The sequence below is a fragment of the Stenotrophomonas sp. YJH_SMC_119 genome (assembly GCF_059368315.1).
Map to the genome: position 1 here is coordinate 1 of NZ_JCAFRP010000023.1, position 19,988 is coordinate 19,988.

At 63.5% G+C, this 19,988-nt stretch carries 31 protein-coding genes; 30 read left to right on the forward strand and 1 reads right to left on the reverse strand.

All coding sequences use genetic code 11. The features are described from left to right. The 29 genes from AC5P6S_RS20450 to AC5P6S_RS20590 all read left to right on the forward strand — a co-directional run. A partial coding sequence (locus AC5P6S_RS20450; RefSeq protein WP_487247787.1) for an EF-Tu C-terminal domain-related protein occupies positions 1-141 on the forward strand: 141 nt, incomplete at its 5' end. A gap of 332 nt (positions 142-473) precedes the next feature. Beyond that, positions 474-785 (forward strand): 30S ribosomal protein S10, encoded by a 312-nt coding sequence (rpsJ, locus tag AC5P6S_RS20455; RefSeq protein WP_005408208.1) that lies wholly within the window; start codon positions 474-476, stop codon positions 783-785. Between the two features lie 11 nt (positions 786-796). Next, complete coding sequence (rplC, locus tag AC5P6S_RS20460; RefSeq protein WP_004145336.1) at positions 797-1,447, forward strand: 50S ribosomal protein L3; 651 nt, start codon at positions 797-799, stop codon at positions 1,445-1,447. 12 nt (positions 1,448-1,459) lie between these two features. Further along, positions 1,460-2,065 carry a 50S ribosomal protein L4 gene (gene rplD, locus AC5P6S_RS20465; protein ID WP_004145337.1) on the forward strand — a complete coding sequence of 202 codons (606 nt, stop codon included), beginning with the start codon at positions 1,460-1,462 and terminating at the stop codon, positions 2,063-2,065. After that, the gene (rplW, locus tag AC5P6S_RS20470) at positions 2,062-2,361 is read left to right on the forward strand and encodes a 50S ribosomal protein L23 (protein ID WP_004145338.1); all 300 of its coding nucleotides are present in this window, start codon (positions 2,062-2,064) and stop codon (positions 2,359-2,361) included. The genes rplD and rplW overlap by 4 nt, the downstream gene beginning before the upstream one ends. Positions 2,362-2,371: 10 nt before the next feature. Further along, entirely contained in the window at positions 2,372-3,199 is an 828-nt protein-coding gene (rplB, locus tag AC5P6S_RS20475) for a 50S ribosomal protein L2 (protein ID WP_004145339.1), read from the forward strand. Positions 3,200-3,205: 6 nt separating this feature from the next. Then, complete coding sequence (rpsS, locus tag AC5P6S_RS20480) at positions 3,206-3,475, forward strand: 30S ribosomal protein S19 (RefSeq protein WP_004154485.1); 270 nt, start codon at positions 3,206-3,208, stop codon at positions 3,473-3,475. A gap of 12 nt (positions 3,476-3,487) precedes the next feature. Further along, entirely contained in the window at positions 3,488-3,823 is a 336-nt protein-coding gene (gene rplV, locus AC5P6S_RS20485) for a 50S ribosomal protein L22 (protein ID WP_004145348.1), read from the forward strand. An 18-nt stretch (positions 3,824-3,841) separates the two neighbouring features. Further along, the gene (gene rpsC, locus AC5P6S_RS20490; protein ID WP_004145350.1) at positions 3,842-4,576 is read left to right on the forward strand and encodes a 30S ribosomal protein S3; all 735 of its coding nucleotides are present in this window, start codon (positions 3,842-3,844) and stop codon (positions 4,574-4,576) included. A 5-nt stretch (positions 4,577-4,581) separates the two neighbouring features. Further along, positions 4,582-4,995, forward strand: a complete 414-nt coding sequence (rplP, locus tag AC5P6S_RS20495; RefSeq protein ID WP_004154486.1) for a 50S ribosomal protein L16 — start codon at positions 4,582-4,584, stop codon at positions 4,993-4,995. Further along, positions 4,995-5,180 carry a 50S ribosomal protein L29 gene (gene rpmC / locus AC5P6S_RS20500; protein ID WP_004154487.1) on the forward strand — a complete coding sequence of 62 codons (186 nt, stop codon included), beginning with the start codon at positions 4,995-4,997 and terminating at the stop codon, positions 5,178-5,180. Before rplP ends, rpmC begins: the two co-directional genes overlap by 1 nt. An 11-nt stretch (positions 5,181-5,191) precedes the next feature. Continuing rightward, positions 5,192-5,461 (forward strand): 30S ribosomal protein S17, encoded by a 270-nt coding sequence (gene rpsQ, locus AC5P6S_RS20505; RefSeq protein WP_004154489.1) that lies wholly within the window; start codon positions 5,192-5,194, stop codon positions 5,459-5,461. A gap of 11 nt (positions 5,462-5,472) precedes the next feature. Beyond that, positions 5,473-5,841, forward strand: coding sequence for a 50S ribosomal protein L14 (gene rplN / locus AC5P6S_RS20510; RefSeq protein WP_004145357.1), 369 nt, complete (start codon positions 5,473-5,475; stop codon positions 5,839-5,841). A 16-nt stretch (positions 5,842-5,857) separates the two neighbouring features. Next, the gene (gene rplX / locus AC5P6S_RS20515; protein ID WP_004154490.1) at positions 5,858-6,175 is read left to right on the forward strand and encodes a 50S ribosomal protein L24; all 318 of its coding nucleotides are present in this window, start codon (positions 5,858-5,860) and stop codon (positions 6,173-6,175) included. A gap of 11 nt (positions 6,176-6,186) precedes the next feature. Next, positions 6,187-6,729, forward strand: coding sequence for a 50S ribosomal protein L5 (gene rplE, locus AC5P6S_RS20520; protein WP_004154491.1), 543 nt, complete (start codon positions 6,187-6,189; stop codon positions 6,727-6,729). Between the two features lie 18 nt (positions 6,730-6,747). Beyond that, positions 6,748-7,053: a 30S ribosomal protein S14 gene (gene rpsN, locus AC5P6S_RS20525; RefSeq protein ID WP_005408209.1), complete on the forward strand. Its 306-nt coding sequence runs from the start codon at positions 6,748-6,750 to the stop codon at positions 7,051-7,053. Positions 7,054-7,311: 258 nt separating this feature from the next. Continuing rightward, positions 7,312-7,710 (forward strand): 30S ribosomal protein S8, encoded by a 399-nt coding sequence (gene rpsH / locus AC5P6S_RS20530; RefSeq protein ID WP_005408210.1) that lies wholly within the window; start codon positions 7,312-7,314, stop codon positions 7,708-7,710. Between the two features lie 18 nt (positions 7,711-7,728). Beyond that, a complete protein-coding gene (rplF, locus tag AC5P6S_RS20535; protein WP_005408211.1) occupies positions 7,729-8,253 on the forward strand; it encodes a 50S ribosomal protein L6 in 525 nt (174 codons plus the stop codon). Positions 8,254-8,333: 80 nt separating this feature from the next. Then, entirely contained in the window at positions 8,334-8,693 is a 360-nt protein-coding gene (gene rplR / locus AC5P6S_RS20540; RefSeq protein WP_024957318.1) for a 50S ribosomal protein L18, read from the forward strand. A gap of 161 nt (positions 8,694-8,854) precedes the next feature. Further along, positions 8,855-9,397, forward strand: coding sequence for a 30S ribosomal protein S5 (gene rpsE, locus AC5P6S_RS20545; RefSeq protein ID WP_005408213.1), 543 nt, complete (start codon positions 8,855-8,857; stop codon positions 9,395-9,397). Then, entirely contained in the window at positions 9,390-9,581 is a 192-nt protein-coding gene (gene rpmD, locus AC5P6S_RS20550) for a 50S ribosomal protein L30 (protein WP_005408214.1), read from the forward strand. The genes rpsE and rpmD overlap by 8 nt, the downstream gene beginning before the upstream one ends. Before the next feature lie 6 nt (positions 9,582-9,587). Continuing rightward, positions 9,588-10,031, forward strand: coding sequence for a 50S ribosomal protein L15 (rplO, locus tag AC5P6S_RS20555; RefSeq protein WP_004154498.1), 444 nt, complete (start codon positions 9,588-9,590; stop codon positions 10,029-10,031). A gap of 7 nt (positions 10,032-10,038) precedes the next feature. Beyond that, the gene (gene secY / locus AC5P6S_RS20560; protein WP_049418077.1) at positions 10,039-11,406 is read left to right on the forward strand and encodes a preprotein translocase subunit SecY; all 1,368 of its coding nucleotides are present in this window, start codon (positions 10,039-10,041) and stop codon (positions 11,404-11,406) included. Positions 11,407-11,753: 347 nt separating this feature from the next. Beyond that, positions 11,754-12,110, forward strand: a complete 357-nt coding sequence (gene rpsM / locus AC5P6S_RS20565; protein WP_004154500.1) for a 30S ribosomal protein S13 — start codon at positions 11,754-11,756, stop codon at positions 12,108-12,110. A gap of 11 nt (positions 12,111-12,121) precedes the next feature. Then, positions 12,122-12,511, forward strand: a complete 390-nt coding sequence (gene rpsK, locus AC5P6S_RS20570) for a 30S ribosomal protein S11 (RefSeq protein WP_004145443.1) — start codon at positions 12,122-12,124, stop codon at positions 12,509-12,511. 15 nt (positions 12,512-12,526) lie between these two features. Then, positions 12,527-13,156 (forward strand): 30S ribosomal protein S4, encoded by a 630-nt coding sequence (gene rpsD, locus AC5P6S_RS20575; RefSeq protein ID WP_004145446.1) that lies wholly within the window; start codon positions 12,527-12,529, stop codon positions 13,154-13,156. Positions 13,157-13,211: 55 nt separating this feature from the next. Continuing rightward, complete coding sequence (locus AC5P6S_RS20580; RefSeq protein ID WP_005408216.1) at positions 13,212-14,210, forward strand: DNA-directed RNA polymerase subunit alpha; 999 nt, start codon at positions 13,212-13,214, stop codon at positions 14,208-14,210. Between the two features lie 191 nt (positions 14,211-14,401). Beyond that, positions 14,402-14,785, forward strand: a complete 384-nt coding sequence (gene rplQ / locus AC5P6S_RS20585; RefSeq protein ID WP_005408217.1) for a 50S ribosomal protein L17 — start codon at positions 14,402-14,404, stop codon at positions 14,783-14,785. Positions 14,786-15,026: 241 nt separating this feature from the next. Next, a complete protein-coding gene (locus AC5P6S_RS20590) occupies positions 15,027-15,533 on the forward strand; it encodes a disulfide bond formation protein B (protein ID WP_043033755.1) in 507 nt (168 codons plus the stop codon). Between the two features lie 121 nt (positions 15,534-15,654). Here the strand turns inward: AC5P6S_RS20590 and AC5P6S_RS20595 are convergent, their stop codons facing one another. Continuing rightward, entirely contained in the window at positions 15,655-17,781 is a 2,127-nt protein-coding gene (locus tag AC5P6S_RS20595) for a TonB-dependent receptor (protein ID WP_495204739.1), read from the reverse strand. A gap of 222 nt (positions 17,782-18,003) precedes the next feature. On the opposite strand from AC5P6S_RS20595, the gene AC5P6S_RS20600 reads away from it, so the two are divergent. Further along, the gene (locus tag AC5P6S_RS20600; protein ID WP_235643320.1) at positions 18,004-19,395 is read left to right on the forward strand and encodes a class II 3-deoxy-7-phosphoheptulonate synthase; all 1,392 of its coding nucleotides are present in this window, start codon (positions 18,004-18,006) and stop codon (positions 19,393-19,395) included. The last annotated feature ends 593 nt before the right edge of the window (positions 19,396-19,988 follow it).

The following is a 19,988-nucleotide window of genomic DNA, read 5'->3' on the forward strand; positions in this document are numbered from 1 at the left end:
GAAATGGTGATGCCGGGTGACAACGTCAAGATGGTCGTCACCCTGATCAACCCGGTGGCAATGGACGAAGGCCTGCGCTTCGCCATCCGCGAAGGCGGCCGTACCGTCGGCGCCGGCGTGGTCTCGAAGATCATCGAGTAATCTGGTAGTATCTGCGCCCCGATGTTGCCTGGGTAGGGCATCGGGGCGTATCAAATGGGAAAGCAGGCACAGGATGTGCCTTGTGTTCCCCGGACCAGGAAGGGTCAATGCCATTCAGGCGGCGTCAACAGGCGACTGTTGACAGCTGCCTTGCGTGCCATTATGCTTCTACGTCTGGGCAGGCCGGGAAACTGGTCTGCCTACGTTTTTGAGGTCTATGGATTGACCTTGGCGGCCTGCAGGAGTGCGGGCCGTCCGTATTCAGGAATTTCATGGGGCAAAGCAACCCAGAGGCTTTGTCTGTCGCTCTTTTAACGAAGGAACCTACCGCCATGGCGGACCAAAAGATCCGGATCCGGCTGAAAGCGTTCGATCATCGTCTGATCGACCGTTCGGCCAGCGAGATCGTTGAAACGGCAAAGCGGACCGGCGCGCAAGTGCGTGGCCCGATCCCGCTGCCGACCAAGATCGAGCGTTACACCGTTCTCGTTTCCCCGCACGTCGACAAGGACGCGCGTGACCAGTACGAGACCCGCACGCACAAGCGCGTGCTCGATATCGTTGACCCGAATGACAAGACCGTGGACGCGCTGATGAAGCTCGAACTGGCTGCCGGCGTCGACGTTCAGATCAAGCTGACCTGAGGACTACGACCATGACGAAGAAGTATTCGTTGGGCTTCGTGGGCCGCAAGGCTGGCATGAGCCGCGTGTTCACTGAAGATGGCCGCTCCATCCCGGTGACCCTGATCGAAGCAACCCCGAACCGCATCGCGCAGATCAAGACCGTCGAAACCGACGGCTACAGCGCCGTGCAGGTGACCGTCGGCGCGCGTCGCGCTGCCCTGGTCAACAAGCCGGAAGCCGGCCACTTCGCCAAGGCGAAGGTGGAAGCGGGTCGTGGCCTGTGGGAATTCCGCGTTGAAGACGCGCAGCTCGGCGATTTCGCCGTTGGCGGCGAAGTCAAGGCGGACATCTTCGAAGTCGGCCAGATCGTCGACGTCCAGGGTGTCACCAAGGGTAAGGGCTTCCAGGGCACCATCAAGCGCCACAACTTCCGTATGGGCGATGCAACCCACGGTAACTCGCTGTCGCATCGCGCGCCGGGTTCGCTGGGTCAGCGCCAGACCCCGGGTCGCGTTTTCCCGGGCAAGAAGATGTCGGGCCACATGGGCGCGGTGCAGCAGAGCACCCAGAACCTGGAAGTGGTCAAGGTCGACGTCGAGCGCGGTCTGATCGCCGTTCGCGGCGCCGTTCCGGGCGCGGCGGGTGGCGACGTGATCGTCCGTCCGGCGAGCAAGGCATAAGGAGAGATGACGATGGAACTCGTTATCACGGGTAGCAACAACAAGGTCTCGGTCTCCGACGCCGTGTTCGGTCGCGATTTCAGCGAAGATCTGGTCCACCAGGTCGTCGTTGCCTACCGCAACGCCGGTCGCGCCGGCACCAAGGCACAGAAGACTCGCTCCGAAGTGGCTGGTACCACCAAGAAGTCGAAGAAGCAGAAGGGCGGCGGCGCGCGTCATGGCGCACTGACGGCTCCGATCTTCGTCGGCGGCGGTGTCACCTTCGCGGCCAAGCCGCGCAGCTTCGAGCAGAAGGTCAATCGTAAGCAGTACCGTGCCGCCATGTGCGCGATCCTGTCCGAGCTGAACCGTCAGGGCCGTCTGACCATCGTGGAGTCCTTCGATGTCGAAGTGACCAACACGAAGGGTCTGATCGCCAAGCTGGCCGGCCTGGAAGTGGGCAAGCGCCCGCTGATCGTCACCGAAGAAGCGTCCGAGCACCTGTACCTGTCCGCCCGCAATCTGCCGTACGTGCAGGTGCGTGACGTCCAGGGTCTGGATCCGGTCTCGCTGGTGGGTGCCGACACGGTCGTCATCACCGCTGACGCGGTCAAGAAGGTCGAGGAGTGGCTGGCATGAACAGCAACGAAAAAATCTTCAGCGTGCTGCGTGCCCCGCGTGTCTCCGAAAAGACCGCGCGCCTGCAGGAACTCTCCAACCAGTATGTCTTCGAAGTTTCGAACGAAGCCACCAAGGCCGATGTAAAGGCCGCGGTTGAGCAGCTGTTCGACGTCAAGGTCGAAGCCGTCAACGTGGTCAACGTCAAGGGCAAGAACAAGTCCTTCCGTAACCGTGCTGGCCGCCGCGGCGATTGGCGCAAGGCGTACGTTCGCCTGGCCGATGGCCAGTCGATCGATGTAACGGCCAAGGCCTGAGGTACATCCCATGCCATTGATGAAATTCAAGCCCACTTCCCCCGGCCGCCGTTCGGCCGTGCGCGTGGTCACTCCCGACCTGCACAAGGGTGCTCCGCACGCTGCGCTGGTCGAGTCGCAGAGCCGCTCGGGTGGTCGTAACCACCATGGCCGCATCACCGTGCGTCACGTCGGTGGTGGTGCCAAGCAGCACTACCGCATCATCGACTTCAAGCGCAACAAGCTGGGCATCCCGGCGCGCGTGGAACGCATCGAATACGATCCGAACCGCACCGCGCACATCGCTCTGCTGTGCTACGTCGACGGTGAGCGTCGCTACATCATCGCCCCGAAGGGCCTGAAGGCCGGTGATCAGGTGATCGCTGGTTCGGATGCCCCGATCAAGGCTGGCAACACCCTGCCGCTGCGCAACATCCCGGTCGGCACCACCATCCACTGCATCGAACTGAAGCCGGGCAAGGGCGCTCAGATCGCTCGCGCCGCTGGTGCGGCCGTGCAGCTGGTGGCTCGCGAAGGCATCTACGCCACCCTGCGCCTGCGCTCGGGTGAAATGCGTAAGGTTCCGGTCGAGTGCTGCGCCACCATCGGCGAAGTCGGCAACGACGAGCACAGCCTGGAAAAGCTGGGCAAGGCCGGTGCCAAGCGTTGGCGCGGCGTCCGCCCGACCGTTCGTGGTGCTGCCATGAACCCGGTTGACCACCCGCACGGTGGTGGTGAGGCGAAGGCCGGCCAGGGTAACCCGCATCCGGTCACCCCGTGGGGTGTCCCGACCAAGGGTTACAAGACGCGCCATAACAAGCGCACTCAGCAGTTCATCGTCCGCGATCGTAGGGGCTAATCGACCATGGCACGTTCACTCAAGAAGGGCCCGTTCGTCGATCACCACCTCGTCAAGAAGGTGGAGGCCGCTGCGGGCAGCAAGAAGCCGATCAAGACCTGGTCGCGCCGTTCGATGATCCTGCCTGACATGGTAGGCGTCACCATTGCCGTGCATAACGGCAAGAACCACATCCCGGTTCTCGTCAACGAGAACATGGTCGGCCACAAGCTCGGCGAATTTGCCATCACCCGGACCTTCAAGGGTCACGGTGGTGACAAGAAGTCGGGCAAGTAAGGAGAGATGACAATGGAAGCGAAAGCCATCCTGCGCACTGCGCGCATCTCCCCGCAGAAGGCTCGTCTGGTCGCTGACCAGGTGCGCGGTCTGCCGGCCGAGCGTGCGGTCAACCTGCTGAAGTTCTCGGACAAGAAGGCTGCCCACCTGATCAAGAAGGTGGTGGAGTCGGCTATTGCCAACGCCGAGAACAACCAGGGCGCCGACGTCGACGAGCTGAAGGTTCAGACCATCATGGTTGATGAAGGTCCGACCCTGAAGCGTTTCATGGCGCGGGCGAAAGGCCGCGGTACCCGCATCCTCAAGCGCACCAGCCACATCACTGTGGTTGTGGGCGCCGCCAAGTAAGCGGATAAGGAAAAGACCATGGGTCATAAAGTTCATCCGATTGGTATCCGCCTCGGCATTTCCAAGGACTGGAACTCCAAGTGGTACGCCAACAAGGCCGAGTTCGCTGGTTACCTGGCAGCCGACCTGAAAGTGCGCGAAATGCTGCGCAAGAAGCTGGCTCAGGCCGGCATCAGCAAGATCCTGATCGAGCGTCCGGCCAAGACCGCTCGCGTGACGATCCACACCGCCCGTCCGGGCGTGGTGATCGGCAAGCGCGGTGAGGACATCGAGAAGCTGCGCAAGGAAGTGAGCGAGATGATGGGCGTCCCGGCGCACATCAACGTCACCGAAGTGCGCAAGCCGGAACTGGACGCGCAGCTCGTTGCCGAGTCGATCGCCCAGCAGCTGGAGCGTCGCATCATGTTCCGCCGCGCAATGAAGCGCTCGGTCGGCAACGCGATGCGCCTGGGTGCCCTGGGCATCAAGGTCAACGTGGGTGGCCGCCTCAACGGTGCAGAAATCGCCCGTTCGGAGTGGTACCGCGAAGGCCGCGTGCCGCTGCACACCCTGCGTGCCGACATCGACTATGGCTTCGCTGAAGCCAAGACGACCTACGGCATCATCGGCATCAAGGTCTGGATCTACAAGGGCGAGGTCTTCGATTTCTCCCAGGTTGGCCAGGAAAAGCAGGACGACACCCCGTCGCGCAACGATCGTCACGATCGCGGCGACCGTGGTGACCGTCAGCGCCCGGCCCGTGAAGCGAGGTAACGACAATGTTGCAACCCAAGCGAACCAAGTACCGCAAGGTACACAAGGGCCGTAACGATGGCCTGAGCTGGAGCGCCAACGCTGTCAGCTTCGGCGAATACGGCCTGAAGGCAACCGCACACGGTCAGCTGACCGCGCGTCAGATCGAAGCGGCCCGCCGCTCGATCAGCCGCTACGTCAAGCGCGGCGGCAAGATGTGGATCCGCGTGTTCCCCGACAAGCCCATCACCAAGAAGCCCATCGAAGTCCGAATGGGTTCTGGTAAGGGTAACGTGGAATACTGGGTGGCCCAGATCCAGCCCGGCCGCATGATCTATGAAATCGAGGGTGTTTCCGAGGAAGTGGCTCGCGAGGCGTTCCGCCTGGCCGCCGCCAAGCTCTCGGTCACCACCACTTTCGTGACCCGTACGGTGCGCTGATGGATATCAAAACTCTCCGTGAAAAGTCGGCTGACGAACTCAAGGCCCACCTGATCGACCTGCGTAAGGAACAGTTCTCTGTCCGTATGCAGCAGGTCACCGGCCAGCTGCCGAAGACCCACGACATTCGCCGGGTCCGTCGCGAGATTGCTCGCGTCAAGACCCTGCTCGGCAGCACGAAGTAAGGATGGCCGCTATGAGCGACAATACTGAAAAGAAGACGCTGCGCACGGTCGAAGGCCGTGTCGTCAGCAACAAGATGGACAAGACGGTTACCGTCCTGGTTGAGCGTCAGGTCAAGCACGCGCTGTACGGCAAGTACATCAAGCGCTCGACGAAGCTGCACGCCCACGATGCCGACAACGCCTGCAAGGAAGGCGATGTCGTCCGCGTGACCGAGATTGCTCCGATGTCCAAGACCAAGAACTGGCGCGTGGTGGAAGTCATCACGCGCGCGGCTGAATAAGGAGCTGAATCATGATCCAGATGCAGAGCTACCTTGACGTCGCGGACAATTCGGGTGCCAAGCAGGTGATGTGCTTCAAGGTGCTGGGTGGTTCCAAGCGCCGTTACGCCGGCATCGGCGACATCATCAAGGTCACCGTGAAGGATGCGATTCCGCGCGGCAAGGTCAAGAAGGGTGAAGTGTATGACGCCGTCGTGGTGCGTACCCGCAAGGGTGTGCGTCGCGCCGACGGCTCGCTGATCCGCTTCGACGGCAACGCTGCCGTTCTGCTGAACAGCAAGCAGGAGCCGATCGGTACCCGTATCTTCGGGCCGGTGACCCGTGAACTTCGTTCGGAGAAGTTCATGAAGATCGTCTCGCTCGCTCCCGAAGTGCTGTGAGCGACAGGAGATAATCATGGCTAACCGTATCAAGAAGGGCGACCAGGTTGTCGTCAACGCTGGCAAGGACAAGGGCAAGCAGGGCGAAGTCGTCCGCGTCGACGGCGACCGTGTGGTCGTCGCCAACGTGAACATCGTCAAGCGCCACACCAAGCCGAACCCGCAGGCAGGTGTTGCCGGCGGCGTGGTCGAGCGCGAAGCTTCGATCCATATCTCCAACGTGAATGTTCTGAACCCGGCTTCGGGCAAGGGCGAACGCGTTGGCTTCAAGGTGCTGGAGGATGGACGCAAACTGCGTGTGTTCCGCTCCAGCGGTGAGGCGCTCGACGCCTGAGGAATGAGAAGATGAGTTCCCGTCTCGAAAAGTTCTACAAGGACGAAGTGGTGCCGGCGCTGATGAAGCAGTTCGGCTACACCAATCCGATGGAAGTGCCGAAGCTGGTCAAGGTCACCCTGAACATGGGTGTCGGCGAAGCGGCCACCAACAAGAAGATCCTGGAAAACGCCGTCGGCGACATGACCAAGATTTCCGGCCAGAAGCCGGTTGTCACCAAGTCGCGTGTGTCGGTTGCGTCGTTCAAGATCCGCGATGGTTGGCCGATCGGCTGCAAGACCACGCTGCGTCGCCACAAGATGTACGAGTTCCTGGATCGCCTGATCAACATCTCGCTGCCGCGCGTGCGCGACTTCCGTGGTGTTTCCGGTCGTTCCTTCGACGGCCGCGGCAACTTCAACATGGGTGTGAAGGAGCAGATCATCTTCCCGGAAATCGACTTCGACGCCGTCGACGCGATCCGCGGTATGGATATCGCCATCACCACCACTGCGAAGACCGACGCGGAAGCGAAGGCGCTGCTGGCAGCGTTCAAGTTCCCGTTCCGTAACTGATCTGTCGAGGAAACCGAAATGGCAAAGACCTCCATGGTCAACCGCGACATCAAGCGGGAAAAGCTGGCAAAGAAGTACGCTGAAAAGCGTGCAGCTCTGAAGAAGATCGTGTCCTCCGTGGACGCGACCTACGAAGAGAAGATCGACGCCGCAACCAAGCTGGCCAAGCTGCCGCGCGATTCGTCGCCGAGCCGCCAGCGCAACCGTTGCGAGCTGTCGGGTCGTCCGCGTGGCGTCTACAGCAAGTTCGGCCTGGGCCGTAACAAGCTGCGTGAAGCCACCATGCGTGGCGACGTCCCGGGTCTGCGCAAGGCCAGCTGGTAATCCCAGCCGGCCCTGCGATCAGGAGCCCCTTCGGGGGTTCCTGAACCGGGCAGGGGAGGCATTCAGCTTTCCCGACGCAAAAAAACCGAAGAGCCCGGCGCAAGCCGGGCTCTTTTGGCGTATACTCCCGCGTCTTGCCCTGTGCAGACGGGGTTGTAGGAGTGGGCTTCCGGCCCACTGCAATAAGGGACCTGGCCCGTTTCCAGGAGACAACAGATTTTCGCGAAAGCGGATATCGGTGCACTCAAAGGTACTCATATGAGCATGACTGATCCCATCGCCGACCTGCTGGTCCGCATCAAGAATGCGGCCGCGGTTGGCAAGCAGACGGTGAAAGCCCCGTCGTCCAAGATCAAGGTTGCGATTGCCCAGGTCCTGAAGGACGAGGGTTACATCACCGACCTGCGCGTGACCCAGCTGGAAAACAACAAGTCCGAGCTGGAAATCGTGCTGAAGTATTTCGAAGGCAAGCCGGTCATCGCGACCCTGAAGCGCTTCTCGCGTTCGGGCCTGCGCCAGTACCGCGGCAAGAGCGAGCTGCCGAAGGTCATGAACGGCCTGGGTATCTCCATCATTTCCACCTCCAAGGGCATCATGACTGATGCGCAGGCGCGCCAGCTGGGCGTCGGCGGCGAAGTCCTGTGCTTCGTGGCCTAAGGCGAAAGGAGTAGAACTATGTCCCGCGTAGCCAAGAAGCCGATCGACCTGGGTAAGGTTGAACTGAACGTCCAGTCGGACAGCGTCACCGCCAAGGGCCCGAAGGGCACCCTGTCGCTGGCCAAGCCGGCCGGTATTGCCATCAACGTCGACAACGGCGTTGCCACCCTGAGCACCGAGAACGCCGACCTGGTCGCACTGACCGGTACCGTGCGTGCGATCCTGTCCAACATGGTCAAGGGCGTGTCCGAAGGCTTCGAGCGCAAGCTGGAGCTGGTCGGCGTGGGTTACCGCGCTGCCATGCAGGGCAAGGACCTGAGCCTGTCGCTGGGCTTCTCGCATCCGGTCGTGTTCGTGGCGCCGGAAGGCATCACCCTGTCGACCCCGACCCAGACCGAGATCCTGGTCCAGGGCGCTGACAAGCAGGTCGTCGGTGAAGTTGCCGCCAAGATCCGTGCGTTCCGCAAGCCGGAGCCGTACAAGGGCAAGGGCGTGAAGTACTCCGACGAAGTCATCATCCGTAAGGAAGCCAAGAAGGCATAAGCGCGAGTCCCTCGCAAGAGCCCGCACATCCCTGTGCGGACTTCTCAGGGAAAAGCTCTTCCTTCAGCTTTCAAGGAATAATCAAAATGAACAAGAACATCGCCCGCCTGCGTCGCGCCAAGTCGACCCGCGCCCACATCCGTGAGCTCGGCGTCGCCCGCCTGTCGGTGCTGCGCACCGGCCAGCACCTGTACGCCCAGGTCTTCACCGCCGACGGTTCCAAGGTGCTGGCTGCCGCCAACACCACCCAGACCGACGTCATGGAAGGCCTGAAGAACGGCAAGAACGCCGATGCCGCCGCCAAGGTTGGCCGCATCGTCGCCGAGCGCGCCAAGGCCGCCGGCGTCGAGAAGGTTGCCTTCGATCGTTCGGGCTACCGCTACCACGGCCGCATCAAGGCCCTGGCAGAAGCGGCCCGCGAAGCCGGCCTGCAGTTCTAAGGGACAAGGGCAGGGGGCCATTGGCCTCCTGCCTGCCTGCTCGCCAGCCTGAGTGAGGCTGGACGGCGCCGCTCTTCTGCAGCGGCCCACCGGAACGCCGCGTCACGCCACAACCATAAGCGGCTTCGAGCCGTACATACCCAAACAACCAAGGAATCAACATGGCAGAAGAGCGTCAGCAGCGGGGTCGCGATCGCGACCGTAACCGCGAAGAGAAGATCGACGACGGCATGATCGAAAAGCTGGTCGCGGTCAACCGCGTCAGCAAGACCGTCAAGGGTGGCCGCCAGTTCACCTTCACCGCCCTGACCGTTGTCGGCGACGGCGAAGGCAAGGTCGGTTTCGGTTATGGCAAGGCCCGCGAAGTGCCGGTCGCCATCCAGAAGTCGATGGAACAGGCCCGCAAGAACCTGGTCAGCGTTGACCTGAACAACGGCACCCTGTGGCACACCATCAAGGATGGTCACGGCGCAGCCCGCGTGTTCATGCAGCCGGCTTCGGAAGGTACCGGCGTCATCGCCGGCGGTGCCATGCGCGCCGTGCTGGAAGCGGTTGGCGTGAAGAACGTGCTGGCCAAGGCCACCGGTTCGCGCAACCCGATCAACCTGGTGCGTGCCACCGTGAAGGGCCTGTCTGCTGCGCAGTCGCCGGCCCGCATCGCGGCCAAGCGCGGCAAGAAGGTGGAGGAACTCAACCATGGCTAATGAGTCCAACAAGACTGTCAAGGTCCGCCTGGTGCGTGGCCTGCGTGGCACCCAGTCGCGTCACCGCCTGTCGGTGCGTGCCCTGGGCCTGAACAAGCTCAACGATGTGCGTGAACTGAAGGACAGCCCGCAGGTGCGCGGCCTGATCAACAAGGTTCAGTACCTCGTCCAGGTTGAGGAGTAATCGACCATGACTCTGCGTCTCAATGAACTGAGCCCGGCACCGGGCGCCCGCACCGAGCGTACCCGCGTCGGTCGCGGTATCGGCTCGGGCCTGGGCAAGACTGCCGGCCGCGGCCACAAGGGTTCGTTCGCCCGCAAGGGTGGCGGCAAGATCAAGGCTGGCTTCGAAGGCGGCCAGACCCCCATGCAGCGTCGTCTGCCGAAGATCGGCTTCCGTTCGCCGATCGCCAAGGACACCGCTGAAGTGCTGCTGTACGCGCTGGACAAGCTGCCGGCCGGTGAGATCGACTTCGCCGCCCTGCGTGCTGCCAAGCTGGTCCCGAGCACTGCCAAGAAGGCCAAGGTCGTCGTCAAGGGCGAAGTGACCAAGGCGTTCACCCTGAAGGGTATTGCTGCCACGGCGGGTGCCAAGGCCGCGATCGAAGCTGCCGGCGGCAGCGTAACGGAGTAAGAAAATCATGGCGCAAGCTGGCATCGGTAACCTCGCGGGCGGAATGGGCAAGTTCACTGAACTTCGCCAACGTTTGCTGTTCGTCGTCGGGGCTTTGATCGTCTATCGCATCGGCTGCTACGTGCCGGTGCCGGGCGTCAATCCCGATGCCATGCTTGCCATGATGCAACAGCAGGGCGGCGGCATCGTGGACATGTTCAACATGTTCTCGGGCGGCGCCCTGCACCGTTTCAGCATCTTCGCGCTGAACGTGATGCCGTACATCTCGGCATCGATCGTGATGCAGCTGGCCGTGCACATCTTCCCCGCCCTGAAGGCGATGCAGAAGGAAGGTGAGTCCGGCCGCCGCAAGATCACCCAGTATTCGCGCATCGGCGCCGTGCTGCTGGCAGTGGTGCAGGGCGGCTCGATCGCGCTGGCCCTGCAGGGCCAGGTCTCGCCGTCGGGCGCTCCGGTCGTGTACGCGCCGGGCATGGGCTTCGTGCTCACCGCCGTGGTCGCGCTGACCGCCGGCACCATGTTCCTGATGTGGGTCGGTGAGCAGGTCACCGAACGCGGCATCGGCAACGGCGTGTCGCTGATCATCTTCGCCGGTATCGTCGCAGGCCTGCCGGGTGCGATCATCCACACCTTCGACGCCTACCGCGACGGCAACATCCAGTTCATCCAGCTGCTGCTGATCGCCATCGTCGTGCTCGCCTTCACCTTCTTCGTGGTGTTCGTCGAACGTGGCCAGCGCCGGATCACGGTCAACTACGCGCGCCGCCAGGGCGGTCGCAACGCGTACATGAACCAGACCTCGTTCCTGCCGCTGAAGCTCAACATGGCCGGCGTCATCCCGGCGATCTTCGCCTCGAGCCTGCTGGCATTCCCGGCCACTCTGGCCATGTGGTCCGGCCAGGCTGCCAACCAGAGCAGCTTCGGCCAGATCCTGCAGAAGGTCGCCAATGCGCTCGGCCCGGGCGAGCCGCTGCACATGATCGTGTTCGCTGCGCTGATCACCGGTTTCGCGTTCTTCTATACCGCGCTGGTGTTCAACTCGCAGGAAACCGCCGACAACCTGAAGAAGTCGGGCGCGCTGATTCCGGGCATCCGTCCGGGCAAGGCCACCGCCGATTACATCGACGGCGTGCTGACCCGCCTGACCGCAGCCGGCTCGGCCTACCTGGTGATCGTCTGCCTGCTGCCGGAACTGATGCGCACGCAGTTGAACGCCTCGTTCTACTTCGGTGGTACTTCGCTGCTGATCGTGGTGGTGGTGGTGATGGACTTCATCGCCCAGGTGCAGGCGCACCTGATGTCCCACCAGTACGAGAGCCTGCTGAAGAAGGCCAACCTGAAGGGCGGCAACCGCGGCGGTTTTGCCCGCGGCTGATTGGCCTGTTATACTTTCGTCTTCCTGACGTGATGGTCCCTCCGCTTCGCGGACTCCGGCCACACAAACGAAGGGCGGCCCCCGCAGCGGTTCCGGGTGGGGGTGTGATGAGGTGGTCCCGCGCTGGAGTAGCGCGGGCGGCCCCGGGGGAAACCCCAGGTCCAACCCCATCCGGCGCCGGAGCCTGGGCACACTCCCCAGGCCGGGTTCATGAAACCAATGGTTTCACGGGCTTCCATGTAAACCGGAACCTTGTTAGTATCGCTAGTTCACTTTTTTGATCCATCCTGCCGGATTGGCGTGCCCGAGGCGCGCTGTCGGCCATCACTCAGCTGGAGAACCGCGTCATGGCGCGTATTGCAGGCGTCAACCTGCCAGCCCAGAAGCATGTCTGGGTCGGGTTGCAAAGCATTTACGGCATCGGCCGTACCCGTTCGAAGAAGGTCTGCGAAGTCGCAGGCGTTGCTTCGACCACCAAGATCCGCGATCTGTCGGAGCCGGAAATCGAGCGCCTGCGCGCCGAAGTCGGCAAGTACATCGTGGAAGGCGATCTGCGCCGTGAGATCGGCATCGCGATCAAGCGCCTGATGGACCTGGGCTGCTACCGCGGCCTGCGTCACCGTCGTGGCCTCCCGCTGCGTGGCCAGCGCACCCGTACCAACGCCCGCACCCGCAAGGGTCCGCGCAAGGCGATCAAGAAGTAAGGGACTGAGAAATGGCTAAGCCCGCTGCTAAGACCAAGAAGAAGATCAAGCGCGTCGTCACCGACGGCGTTGCCCACGTCCACGCTTCGTTCAACAACACCATCGTCACCATCACCGACCGTCAGGGCAACGCTCTGTCGTGGGCGACCTCCGGTGGCGCTGGCTTCCGCGGTTCGCGCAAGTCGACCCCGTTCGCTGCCCAGGTGGCCGCTGAAAAGGCCGGTCGTGCTGCGCTGGACTACGGCGTGAAGTCGCTGGAAGTCCGCATCAAGGGCCCGGGTCCGGGCCGTGAGTCGGCCGTGCGTTCGTTGAACAACGTCGGCTACAAGATCACCAACATCATCGACGTGACGCCTATCCCGCACAACGGGTGCCGTCCGCCGAAGAAGCGTCGCGTCTAAAGGGAGCGATAAGAAATGGCTCGTTATATCGGTCCTACCTGTAAGCTCGCCCGTCGCGAAGGCGCCGACCTGTCCCTGAAGAGCCCGGCGCGTGCGCTGGACTCGAAGTGCAAGCTGGAGCAGAAGCCCGGCCAGCACGGCGCCACTGCCCGCAAGGGCAAGCTGTCCGACTACGCCACCCAGCTGCGTGAAAAGCAGAAGGTCAAGCGTATCTACGGCCTGCTGGAGCGTCAGTTCCGCAACTACTACAAGAAGGCCTCGACCAAGAAGGGCAACACCGGCGAGAACCTGCTGCAGCTGCTGGAAACCCGCCTGGACAACGTCGTCTACCGCATGGGCTTCGCCGTGACCCGTCCGGCTGCCCGTCAGCTGGTGTCGCACCGCGGCGTCACCGTGAATGGCAAGTCGGTCAACCTGGCTTCGTACCAGGTCAAGGCTGGCGACGCCATCGCTCTGTCTGAAAAGGCTGCCAAGCAGCTGCGCGTCCAGGAAGCCCTGACCGTCGCCGCCCAGCATGACCTGAGCCCGTCGTGGGTTGAAGTGGATTCCGGCAAGTTCACCGGCATCTTCAAGGCTGTTCCGGATCGTTCGGATCTGCCTGCGGACATCAACGAAGCGCTGATCGTCGAGCTGTATTCGAAGTAATTCACATTGGAGAGCCCCCGGCGACGGCCGGGGGTTCACTAGGAGAACCCGCAACATGACGGTTACCGCCAACCAGGTTCTGCGTCCTCGCGGTCCGCAGATCGAACGCCTTACCGACACCCGTGCAAAGGTCGTTATCGAACCTTTGGAGCGGGGTTACGGGCATACGCTGGGTAATGCCCTGCGTCGCGTGCTGCTGTCGTCCATCCCGGGCTTCGCCATCACGGAAGTCGAAATCGACGGCGTGTTGCATGAGTACACCACGGTCGAAGGTCTGCAGGAGGACGTGCTCGAAGTCCTGCTGAACCTCAAGGACGTGGCCATCCGTATGCACTCCGGCGACAGCGCCACCCTGTCCCTGTCCAAGCAGGGCCCGGGCGTTGTCACCGCTGCCGACATCAAGGTCGACCACAATGTGGAGATCCTGAACGGCGACCATGTGATCTGCCACCTGACCAAGGACACGGCAATCAACATGCGTCTGAAGATCGAACGTGGTTTCGGCTACCAGCCGGCTGCCGCGCGTCGTCGTCCGGACGAAGAAACCCGTGCCATCGGCCGCCTGGTCCTGGATGCCTCGTTCTCGCCGGTCCGCCGCGTCGCCTATGCCGTGGAAGCGGCCCGCGTCGAACAGCGTACCGACCTGGACAAGCTGGTCATCGATATCGAGACCAACGGCACCATCGACGCCGAGGAAGCCGTGCGCACCGCCGCCGACATCCTCAGCGACCAGCTGTCGGTGTTCGGTGACTTCACCCATCGCGACCGCGGTGCGGCCAAGCCGGCCAACAACGGCGTGGATCCGGTGCTGCTGCGCCCGATCGACGATCTGGAGCTGACCGTGCGTTCGGCCAACTGCCTGAAGGCTGAAAGCATCTACTACATCGGCGATCTGATCCAGAAGACCGAAGTGGAGCTGCTGAAGACCCCGAACCTGGGCAAGAAGTCGCTCACCGAGATCAAGGAAGTGCTGGCTCAGCGCGGCCTGTCGCTCGGCATGAAGCTGGAGAACTGGCCGCCGGCCGGTGTCGCCAGCCACGGCATGCTGGGCTGATATCGGTAATGCCTGAAGGCTCCACCGTTCGCGGTGGAGCCTTCAACGCAACACACCATGCCATGACGAACCGCAGGTTCGCGCGGCAGGTCGTCCAGGACGGGCGGCCAGGACCATCCGCAGTCCGCGCAGCAACGCCAGGATGGCGACAACGATCCACACAGCCACATCATTAACCAAGGAATATCACCATGCGTCACCAGAAGTCTGGCCGTAAGTTCAGCCGCACCAGCGCCCACCGCGAAGCGATGTTCAAGAACATGGCCGCCTCGCTGTTCAAGCACGAGCTGATCAAGACCACCCTGCCGAAGGCCAAGGAACTGCGCCGCGTTGCCGAGCCGCTGATCACCCTGGCCAAGGTCGACTCCGTCGCCAACCGCCGTCTGGCCTTCGCCCGCCTGCGCGACAACGAAGCCGTGGGCAACCTGTTCACCATCCTGGGCCCGCGCTACGCGAACCGTCCGGGCGGCTACCTGCGCCTGCTGAAGTGCGGCTTCCGCGCCGGCGACAACGCGCCGATGGCCTACGTCGAGCTGGTTGACCGTCCGGTCGTGGCCGAGGAAGTGGCCGAGTAATCGGACCGCTCCAACGCGACACAGCGAAAGCCCGGCCTCTGCCGGGCTTTTGCGTTTCCAGGGCTCGAATCCCTTTCCGCAGGAAAGGGCCCTGACCCCGGGCAGGCAGCACCGCAGGTCAGAGCCCTTTGCATTCGCACTGGGATCTGACCCGCACCGTTCCGACAGGCGTCACCTGTGGCGGTTCGAATGGCACGCACTCTCGGTTACGCTTGGCGCCTGATCCATTTGAGCGTTGACGATGAATCCACTGCGCTGGCCCTTCCGCGCCCAGTTCTTCCTGGGCTTCCTGATCTGCGCGGGCCTGCTTGGCTACGCGATCTTCCTGCAGTTGAAGATGGGCCTGGAGCCGTGTCCGCTGTGCATCTTCCAGCGCCTGGCCTTTGCCGCGCTCGGCCTGCTGTTCCTGATCGGTGCGCTGCACGGGCCCTCCAACCGCCCGGGACGCGCGACCTATGGCGTGCTGGCGTTCATTGCCGCCGCAGTGGGTGCCGGCATCGCCGCGCGCCACGTCTACGTGCAGATGCTGCCGCCGGAAATGGGCTCCACCTGTGGCCCGCCGCTGGCGTTCCTGAGCGAGACCATGGGGCCGCTGGAAGTATTCCGCACGGTACTGACCGGTACCGGCAACTGCGGCAACATCGACTGGACCTTCCTGGGCCTGACCATGCCGATGTGGTCGGGCGTGTGGTTCGTGCTGCTGGCGTTGTGGGCGCTGGTGGTGTCGCTGGGCAAGGTCAAGCGCTGAAAGCGAAACGGGGTCGGGTCCCGTGGCATCGCAAAGGGCTCTGACCCCAATCGTTGACGAAGGGTAGTGCCGGGCGCTGGCCGGCACACCGTGAGGATGCCGGCCAGCGGCCGGCGCTACCTCAGAAGTCCTGCTGCAGGCTCAGGTAAGCACCTCGGCGCGGTCCCCACTGCGGGGCGAAGACGCCGACACCGCCACCGTCGCGCAGCTGGTAGCCGCGATCCAGTGCGTTGATCACGGCCAGTTGGACGTGCAACGGATGGCCGCTGTCGGCATTGAAGTCGTGCCCGGCGCTGAGGTTCACCTGCAGGTACGACGGCAGCTCGCCGCCGTTGGGTACGCCTTCGATGTCCGAACGCAGGCCGCTGCCGAACACGTAGTTGGCACCGATCCGGTTGTGTCCGGCGAAGGCGTAGCTGAGACCACCCGATGATGTCAGCTTCTGGTCGTGGTCGAGGTGGATCCAGTGGTCGGCCACATAGGCCAGCGCTTCCGGGTCGAGGTTGTACTGGCTGGTGATGACGTCGGTACCGATGGCCTTGTTCAGCGCGGCGTTGAAGTAGGCGCTGAACGGACCCTTGCTGTAGTCGGCGCTGAACTCCAGGCCGCGGATGTGGCCACGGCGGTAGTTGAAGGTCGAATAGATGTAGGCAGCGCCGAACTGGCCTTCGTCCTGCAGGCGTGCGACGCGTCGGTCATACGCGTCCAGGCCCAGGGTCAGGTGCTCGCCCAGTTGCTGCGAGACGCCGATGTCGTAGTAGTCGCTGCGCTCGGCCAGCGGCGTGTTGTTGCCGCCGCTGGGCTGCTGGTTGGTGGTGCCGTCGTACAGCGCGATGTCGCTGCTGGCAATCAACTCGCTGGCCGGTGGCGTGAAGTAGCGCGAATAGCCGGCGTGCACGGTGGTGCTGTCGCTGGCATTCCAGACCACGCCCACGCGCGGGCTGAGCTGGCCTTCGGTGCGGCCGAAGGCCTTGTAGCGGTCGCCACGCAGGCCGTAGTTCACGGTCCAGTCGTCGCCGATCTTCCACTCGTCCTGTACGTACAGTGCCAGCGTACTGGCGTGGAACGCGCTGCGGTCGGGGATCAACAGCGGTGTCGTGCCGGACTGCTGGCCGCCGTCATCAACCGGGAACACCCAGCTGTTGCTGTTCGCCCGCGCGTTCTCGTAATTGCCGTACAGGCCATAGCGCAGCGTGTGGTCGTTGCCCAACGGCGTTGAGAAGTCGGCCTGCAGGGTGTTGGCGCGGTTGCTGCGCTGGACCTGCGAGGCGACGCCGCTGAACACCAGGTCGCCCACCACGTCCGGGTTGAACGCCACGTCGCTGTAGCGCTGTCCGGCCGATAGCTGGTACGCGGTGCTGCCCAGCGTGCCCTGCAGCACCAGCATGCCGAAGCGGGTGGTCTCGCGCTGGGTCTCATCCAGCTGGCTGGAGTCGAAGGTGGTGGTGTCCAGGTAACCGAACTGTGGCGTCTGGCCCGGGTTGACCGGGATCTGGAAGCGGTTGTTGGCGAAACCGGCGAACACACTCAGGCGGGTGTTGTCGTTGACCAGGTAGGTGAGGTCGGCGAAGGCCTTTCCCTGGTGAGTATCGTCGTGCAGCGGCTTGCGCGAGTTGGTGGGGTTCTCCAGGCCGACCTCATGCTGGTCGTAGTTGCCGGTCAGGAACCAGCTCCAGCGCCCCTGGTTGCCCCACCAGGAGGCGTTCGGATTGATCTTGCCGAACGAGCCGGTGGTCAGCCCCGCGCTGCCGCCATTGCCCAGCTCGGCACCGTTGCGGGTGGTGATGTCGACCACCGCTGCGGTGCGCTCGCCGAACTGCGCCGGCAGTGCGCCGTCCATCAGGCGGATGCTCTTGATGGTGCGCGCGTCCAGGGTCTGGCCGAAGCCGGAGATCGATTCGGGCAGCAGCACGCCGTTGATGCGGTACTGCAGGTTGGCGTGGTCGCCACGCACATGCACGCCGCCATAGGAGTCCTGGACCACGCCAGGGGCCTGCAGCAGTACCTGGCTGAGTGGCGCGGAGGCACCCAGCGGCTGCTTCTGGATGTCCTCGGCGGTGATCCGGTACTGGCTGCTGCCGATGTCCGGCGACAGCGTGTTGCGGGCCTGGTCGAGCTGGGCGTGGACGGTGACCGCATCCAGATCCTTGACGGACGAAGCGGGGGCGTCGGCTGCCGAGGCGAAGGCGGGCAGGCTGGCCAGGGCCAGGGCGAAGGTGATGCCGGTAGCGAGGGGCGAGGGCTTCATGGTGGCAGAGGTGGCGGCTGGATGTGGAAGGGGCCGGTCCATGACATTGAAGTGTTACTCCGTAACAAATCATGCGCCTGTCCCGGGCGGCTGACCATGCAGGATCTGGCCGCTGGCGTCGGCCTTTCTCTGCCGTTCAGGCGAGCCGGTAGGCCGGACCGGCCCTTTGCGTCAGCGGCCGGCTCTGCGACCATGACCGCCCCCCCATCCCGGAAGTCTGCAATGAGCCTGTCCGCCGTTCCGCCCGTGCCCGATCCCGCCGCGACCGCCGCCGGCGCTGCCTGGTCGCCGGAGAGCTGGCGGGGCAAGACCGCGCTGCAGATGCCGACCTATCCCGACCCGGTAGCCCTGGAGGCGGCCCTGCACGAGCTTAAGCGGCTGCCACCGCTGGTCACCTCCTGGGAGATCCTGGCGCTGAAGCAGCAGCTGGCCGAGGCCCAGGAAGGCAAGCGCTTCCTGCTGCAGGGCGGCGACTGCGCCGAGAACTTCAGCGACTGCGAATCGGGCACCATCTCCAACCGGCTGAAGGTACTGCTGCAGATGAGCCTGGTGCTGGTGCACGGCCTGCGCCAGCCGGTGATCCGCGTTGGCCGCTTTGCCGGCCAGTACGCCAAGCCGCGTTCGGCCGATACCGAGACCCGCGACGGCGTGACCCTGCCAAGCTACCGCGGCGATGTGATCAACGCCCCCGCTTTCACTGAAGCAGCGCGTCTGCCGGACCCGAAGCGGATGCTGCAGGCCCACGCGCATTCGGCGATGACGATGAACTTCGTGCGTGCGCTGATCGACGGTGGTTTCGCCGACCTGCACCACCCCGAATACTGGAACCTGGAGTGGGTAAGCCACTCGCCGCTGGCGGCCGATTACCAGAAGATGGTGGCCTCGATCGGCGATGCGGTGCACTTCATGGAGACCCTGGCCGGGGCCCGCGTGCACAACCTCAACCGCATCGACTTCTATACCTCGCATGAAGCACTGCTGCTGCCCTACGAGCAGGCGCTGACCCGCCAGGTGCCGCGCCAGCAGGGCTGGTTGAACCTGAGCACGCATTACCCGTGGATCGGCATGCGCACGGCTGCGCTCGATGGCGCGCACGTGGAATACCTGCGTGGCGTGCGCAATCCGATTGCGATCAAGGTCGGCCCGTCGGTGACGCCGGACCAGCTGCTGCGCCTGATCGATGTGCTCAACCCGCACGACGAACCGGGTCGACTGAGCTTCATCCATCGCATGGGTGCGGCGCAGATCGCCGAGAAGCTGCCGCCGCTGCTGGATGCCGTCAAGCGTGATGGCCGCCGCGTGCTGTGGGTGTGCGATGCGATGCATGGCAACACCGAAGGCACTGCCAATGGCTTCAAGACGCGTCGCTTCGACAACGTGCGTGGCGAAGTGGAGATGTCGTTTGATCTGCATGCGGCCGCGGGCACGCGCCTGGGTGGCGTGCACCTGGAGCTGACCGGCGAGGACGTGACCGAATGCACCGGTGGTGCGCGCGAACTGACCGAGCGTGACCTGGAGCGTGCGTATCGTTCGACGGTGGACCCGCGGTTGAATTACGAGCAGTCGCTGGAGATCGCGATGGCGATCGTGCGCAAGCAGGAGCAAGTGCGGTAAGGGGTTTTCGGCAGGGCTTGCAGCCCTGCACCTGCTGCAATCAACGTCAACGGCAAAAGCCGAAGCAGCGGCAACAGCATGCATTCCGTGGGCTGGCGGGGTGGTGTCGGAGTGCGGGGACGCTGCAAGTACGTCCCTGTAAGCTTGGCAGCCGCATCCATGCGGCTGACACCCCGCACTCCGACACCGCCCCACCTTCGACAGGTTCAGGTCCCTATTGGTGGGTGCCGACCGTTGGTCGGCACATCTGTCAGATGTCGAATGAATCATCCACTCATGGCGTGGATCTACTGGTAACTGCGGCGATTGGCATGCGCGGCTGTTGGTAGGTGTCGACCGTTGGTCGACACGATTTTTCTGTCAGATAGCAGTATTCAAAATGGGCTCCGACCCCGTGCCGACCAACGGTCGGCACCCACCATCAGCAGCAGGTGCCGACAGATCGCAGAAAACTGTCGAAGGCGGGGTGGGTCCGGTTGCGGGGGCGTGAGCCGCATGGGCCCGAGGCATGCCTCGGGCGGGTTGGGCAGGACGCCCAACCCCGGTCTTGCCGTGTGCGCAGGACTGCGCACACGAGCAAGCGGCGACCGAGC

Excerpts from the sequence above, each read along its gene's own strand:
- rpsK (WP_004145443.1), top strand. The coding sequence starts at position 12,122 with ATGGCTAAGCCCGCTGCTAAGACCAAGAAGAAGATCAAGCGCGTCGTC.
- rplV (WP_004145348.1), top strand. The coding sequence starts at position 3,488 with ATGGAAGCGAAAGCCATCCTGCGCACTGCGCGCATCTCCCCGCAGAAG.
- AC5P6S_RS20595 (WP_495204739.1), bottom strand. The coding sequence starts at position 17,781 with ATGAAGCCCTCGCCCCTCGCTACCGGCATCACCTTCGCCCTGGCCCTG.
- rplC (WP_004145336.1), top strand. The coding sequence starts at position 797 with ATGACGAAGAAGTATTCGTTGGGCTTCGTGGGCCGCAAGGCTGGCATG.
- rplP (WP_004154486.1), top strand. The coding sequence starts at position 4,582 with ATGTTGCAACCCAAGCGAACCAAGTACCGCAAGGTACACAAGGGCCGT.
- rpsE (WP_005408213.1), top strand. The coding sequence starts at position 8,855 with ATGGCAGAAGAGCGTCAGCAGCGGGGTCGCGATCGCGACCGTAACCGC.
- AC5P6S_RS20590 (WP_043033755.1), top strand. The coding sequence starts at position 15,027 with ATGAATCCACTGCGCTGGCCCTTCCGCGCCCAGTTCTTCCTGGGCTTC.
- rplO (WP_004154498.1), top strand. The coding sequence starts at position 9,588 with ATGACTCTGCGTCTCAATGAACTGAGCCCGGCACCGGGCGCCCGCACC.
- rplQ (WP_005408217.1), top strand. The coding sequence starts at position 14,402 with ATGCGTCACCAGAAGTCTGGCCGTAAGTTCAGCCGCACCAGCGCCCAC.
- rpsS (WP_004154485.1), top strand. The coding sequence starts at position 3,206 with ATGGCACGTTCACTCAAGAAGGGCCCGTTCGTCGATCACCACCTCGTC.
- rplE (WP_004154491.1), top strand. The coding sequence starts at position 6,187 with ATGAGTTCCCGTCTCGAAAAGTTCTACAAGGACGAAGTGGTGCCGGCG.
- AC5P6S_RS20580 (WP_005408216.1), top strand. The coding sequence starts at position 13,212 with ATGACGGTTACCGCCAACCAGGTTCTGCGTCCTCGCGGTCCGCAGATC.
- AC5P6S_RS20600 (WP_235643320.1), top strand. The coding sequence starts at position 18,004 with ATGAGCCTGTCCGCCGTTCCGCCCGTGCCCGATCCCGCCGCGACCGCC.
- rpmD (WP_005408214.1), top strand. The coding sequence starts at position 9,390 with ATGGCTAATGAGTCCAACAAGACTGTCAAGGTCCGCCTGGTGCGTGGC.
- rplX (WP_004154490.1), top strand. The coding sequence starts at position 5,858 with ATGGCTAACCGTATCAAGAAGGGCGACCAGGTTGTCGTCAACGCTGGC.
- rpsD (WP_004145446.1), top strand. The coding sequence starts at position 12,527 with ATGGCTCGTTATATCGGTCCTACCTGTAAGCTCGCCCGTCGCGAAGGC.
- rplN (WP_004145357.1), top strand. The coding sequence starts at position 5,473 with ATGATCCAGATGCAGAGCTACCTTGACGTCGCGGACAATTCGGGTGCC.
- rpsM (WP_004154500.1), top strand. The coding sequence starts at position 11,754 with ATGGCGCGTATTGCAGGCGTCAACCTGCCAGCCCAGAAGCATGTCTGG.
- rpsC (WP_004145350.1), top strand. The coding sequence starts at position 3,842 with ATGGGTCATAAAGTTCATCCGATTGGTATCCGCCTCGGCATTTCCAAG.
- rpsH (WP_005408210.1), top strand. The coding sequence starts at position 7,312 with ATGAGCATGACTGATCCCATCGCCGACCTGCTGGTCCGCATCAAGAAT.
- rpsJ (WP_005408208.1), top strand. The coding sequence starts at position 474 with ATGGCGGACCAAAAGATCCGGATCCGGCTGAAAGCGTTCGATCATCGT.
- rplB (WP_004145339.1), top strand. The coding sequence starts at position 2,372 with ATGCCATTGATGAAATTCAAGCCCACTTCCCCCGGCCGCCGTTCGGCC.
- rplW (WP_004145338.1), top strand. The coding sequence starts at position 2,062 with ATGAACAGCAACGAAAAAATCTTCAGCGTGCTGCGTGCCCCGCGTGTC.
- rplF (WP_005408211.1), top strand. The coding sequence starts at position 7,729 with ATGTCCCGCGTAGCCAAGAAGCCGATCGACCTGGGTAAGGTTGAACTG.
- rplD (WP_004145337.1), top strand. The coding sequence starts at position 1,460 with ATGGAACTCGTTATCACGGGTAGCAACAACAAGGTCTCGGTCTCCGAC.
- secY (WP_049418077.1), top strand. The coding sequence starts at position 10,039 with ATGGCGCAAGCTGGCATCGGTAACCTCGCGGGCGGAATGGGCAAGTTC.
- rpsQ (WP_004154489.1), top strand. The coding sequence starts at position 5,192 with ATGAGCGACAATACTGAAAAGAAGACGCTGCGCACGGTCGAAGGCCGT.
- rpmC (WP_004154487.1), top strand. The coding sequence starts at position 4,995 with ATGGATATCAAAACTCTCCGTGAAAAGTCGGCTGACGAACTCAAGGCC.
- rpsN (WP_005408209.1), top strand. The coding sequence starts at position 6,748 with ATGGCAAAGACCTCCATGGTCAACCGCGACATCAAGCGGGAAAAGCTG.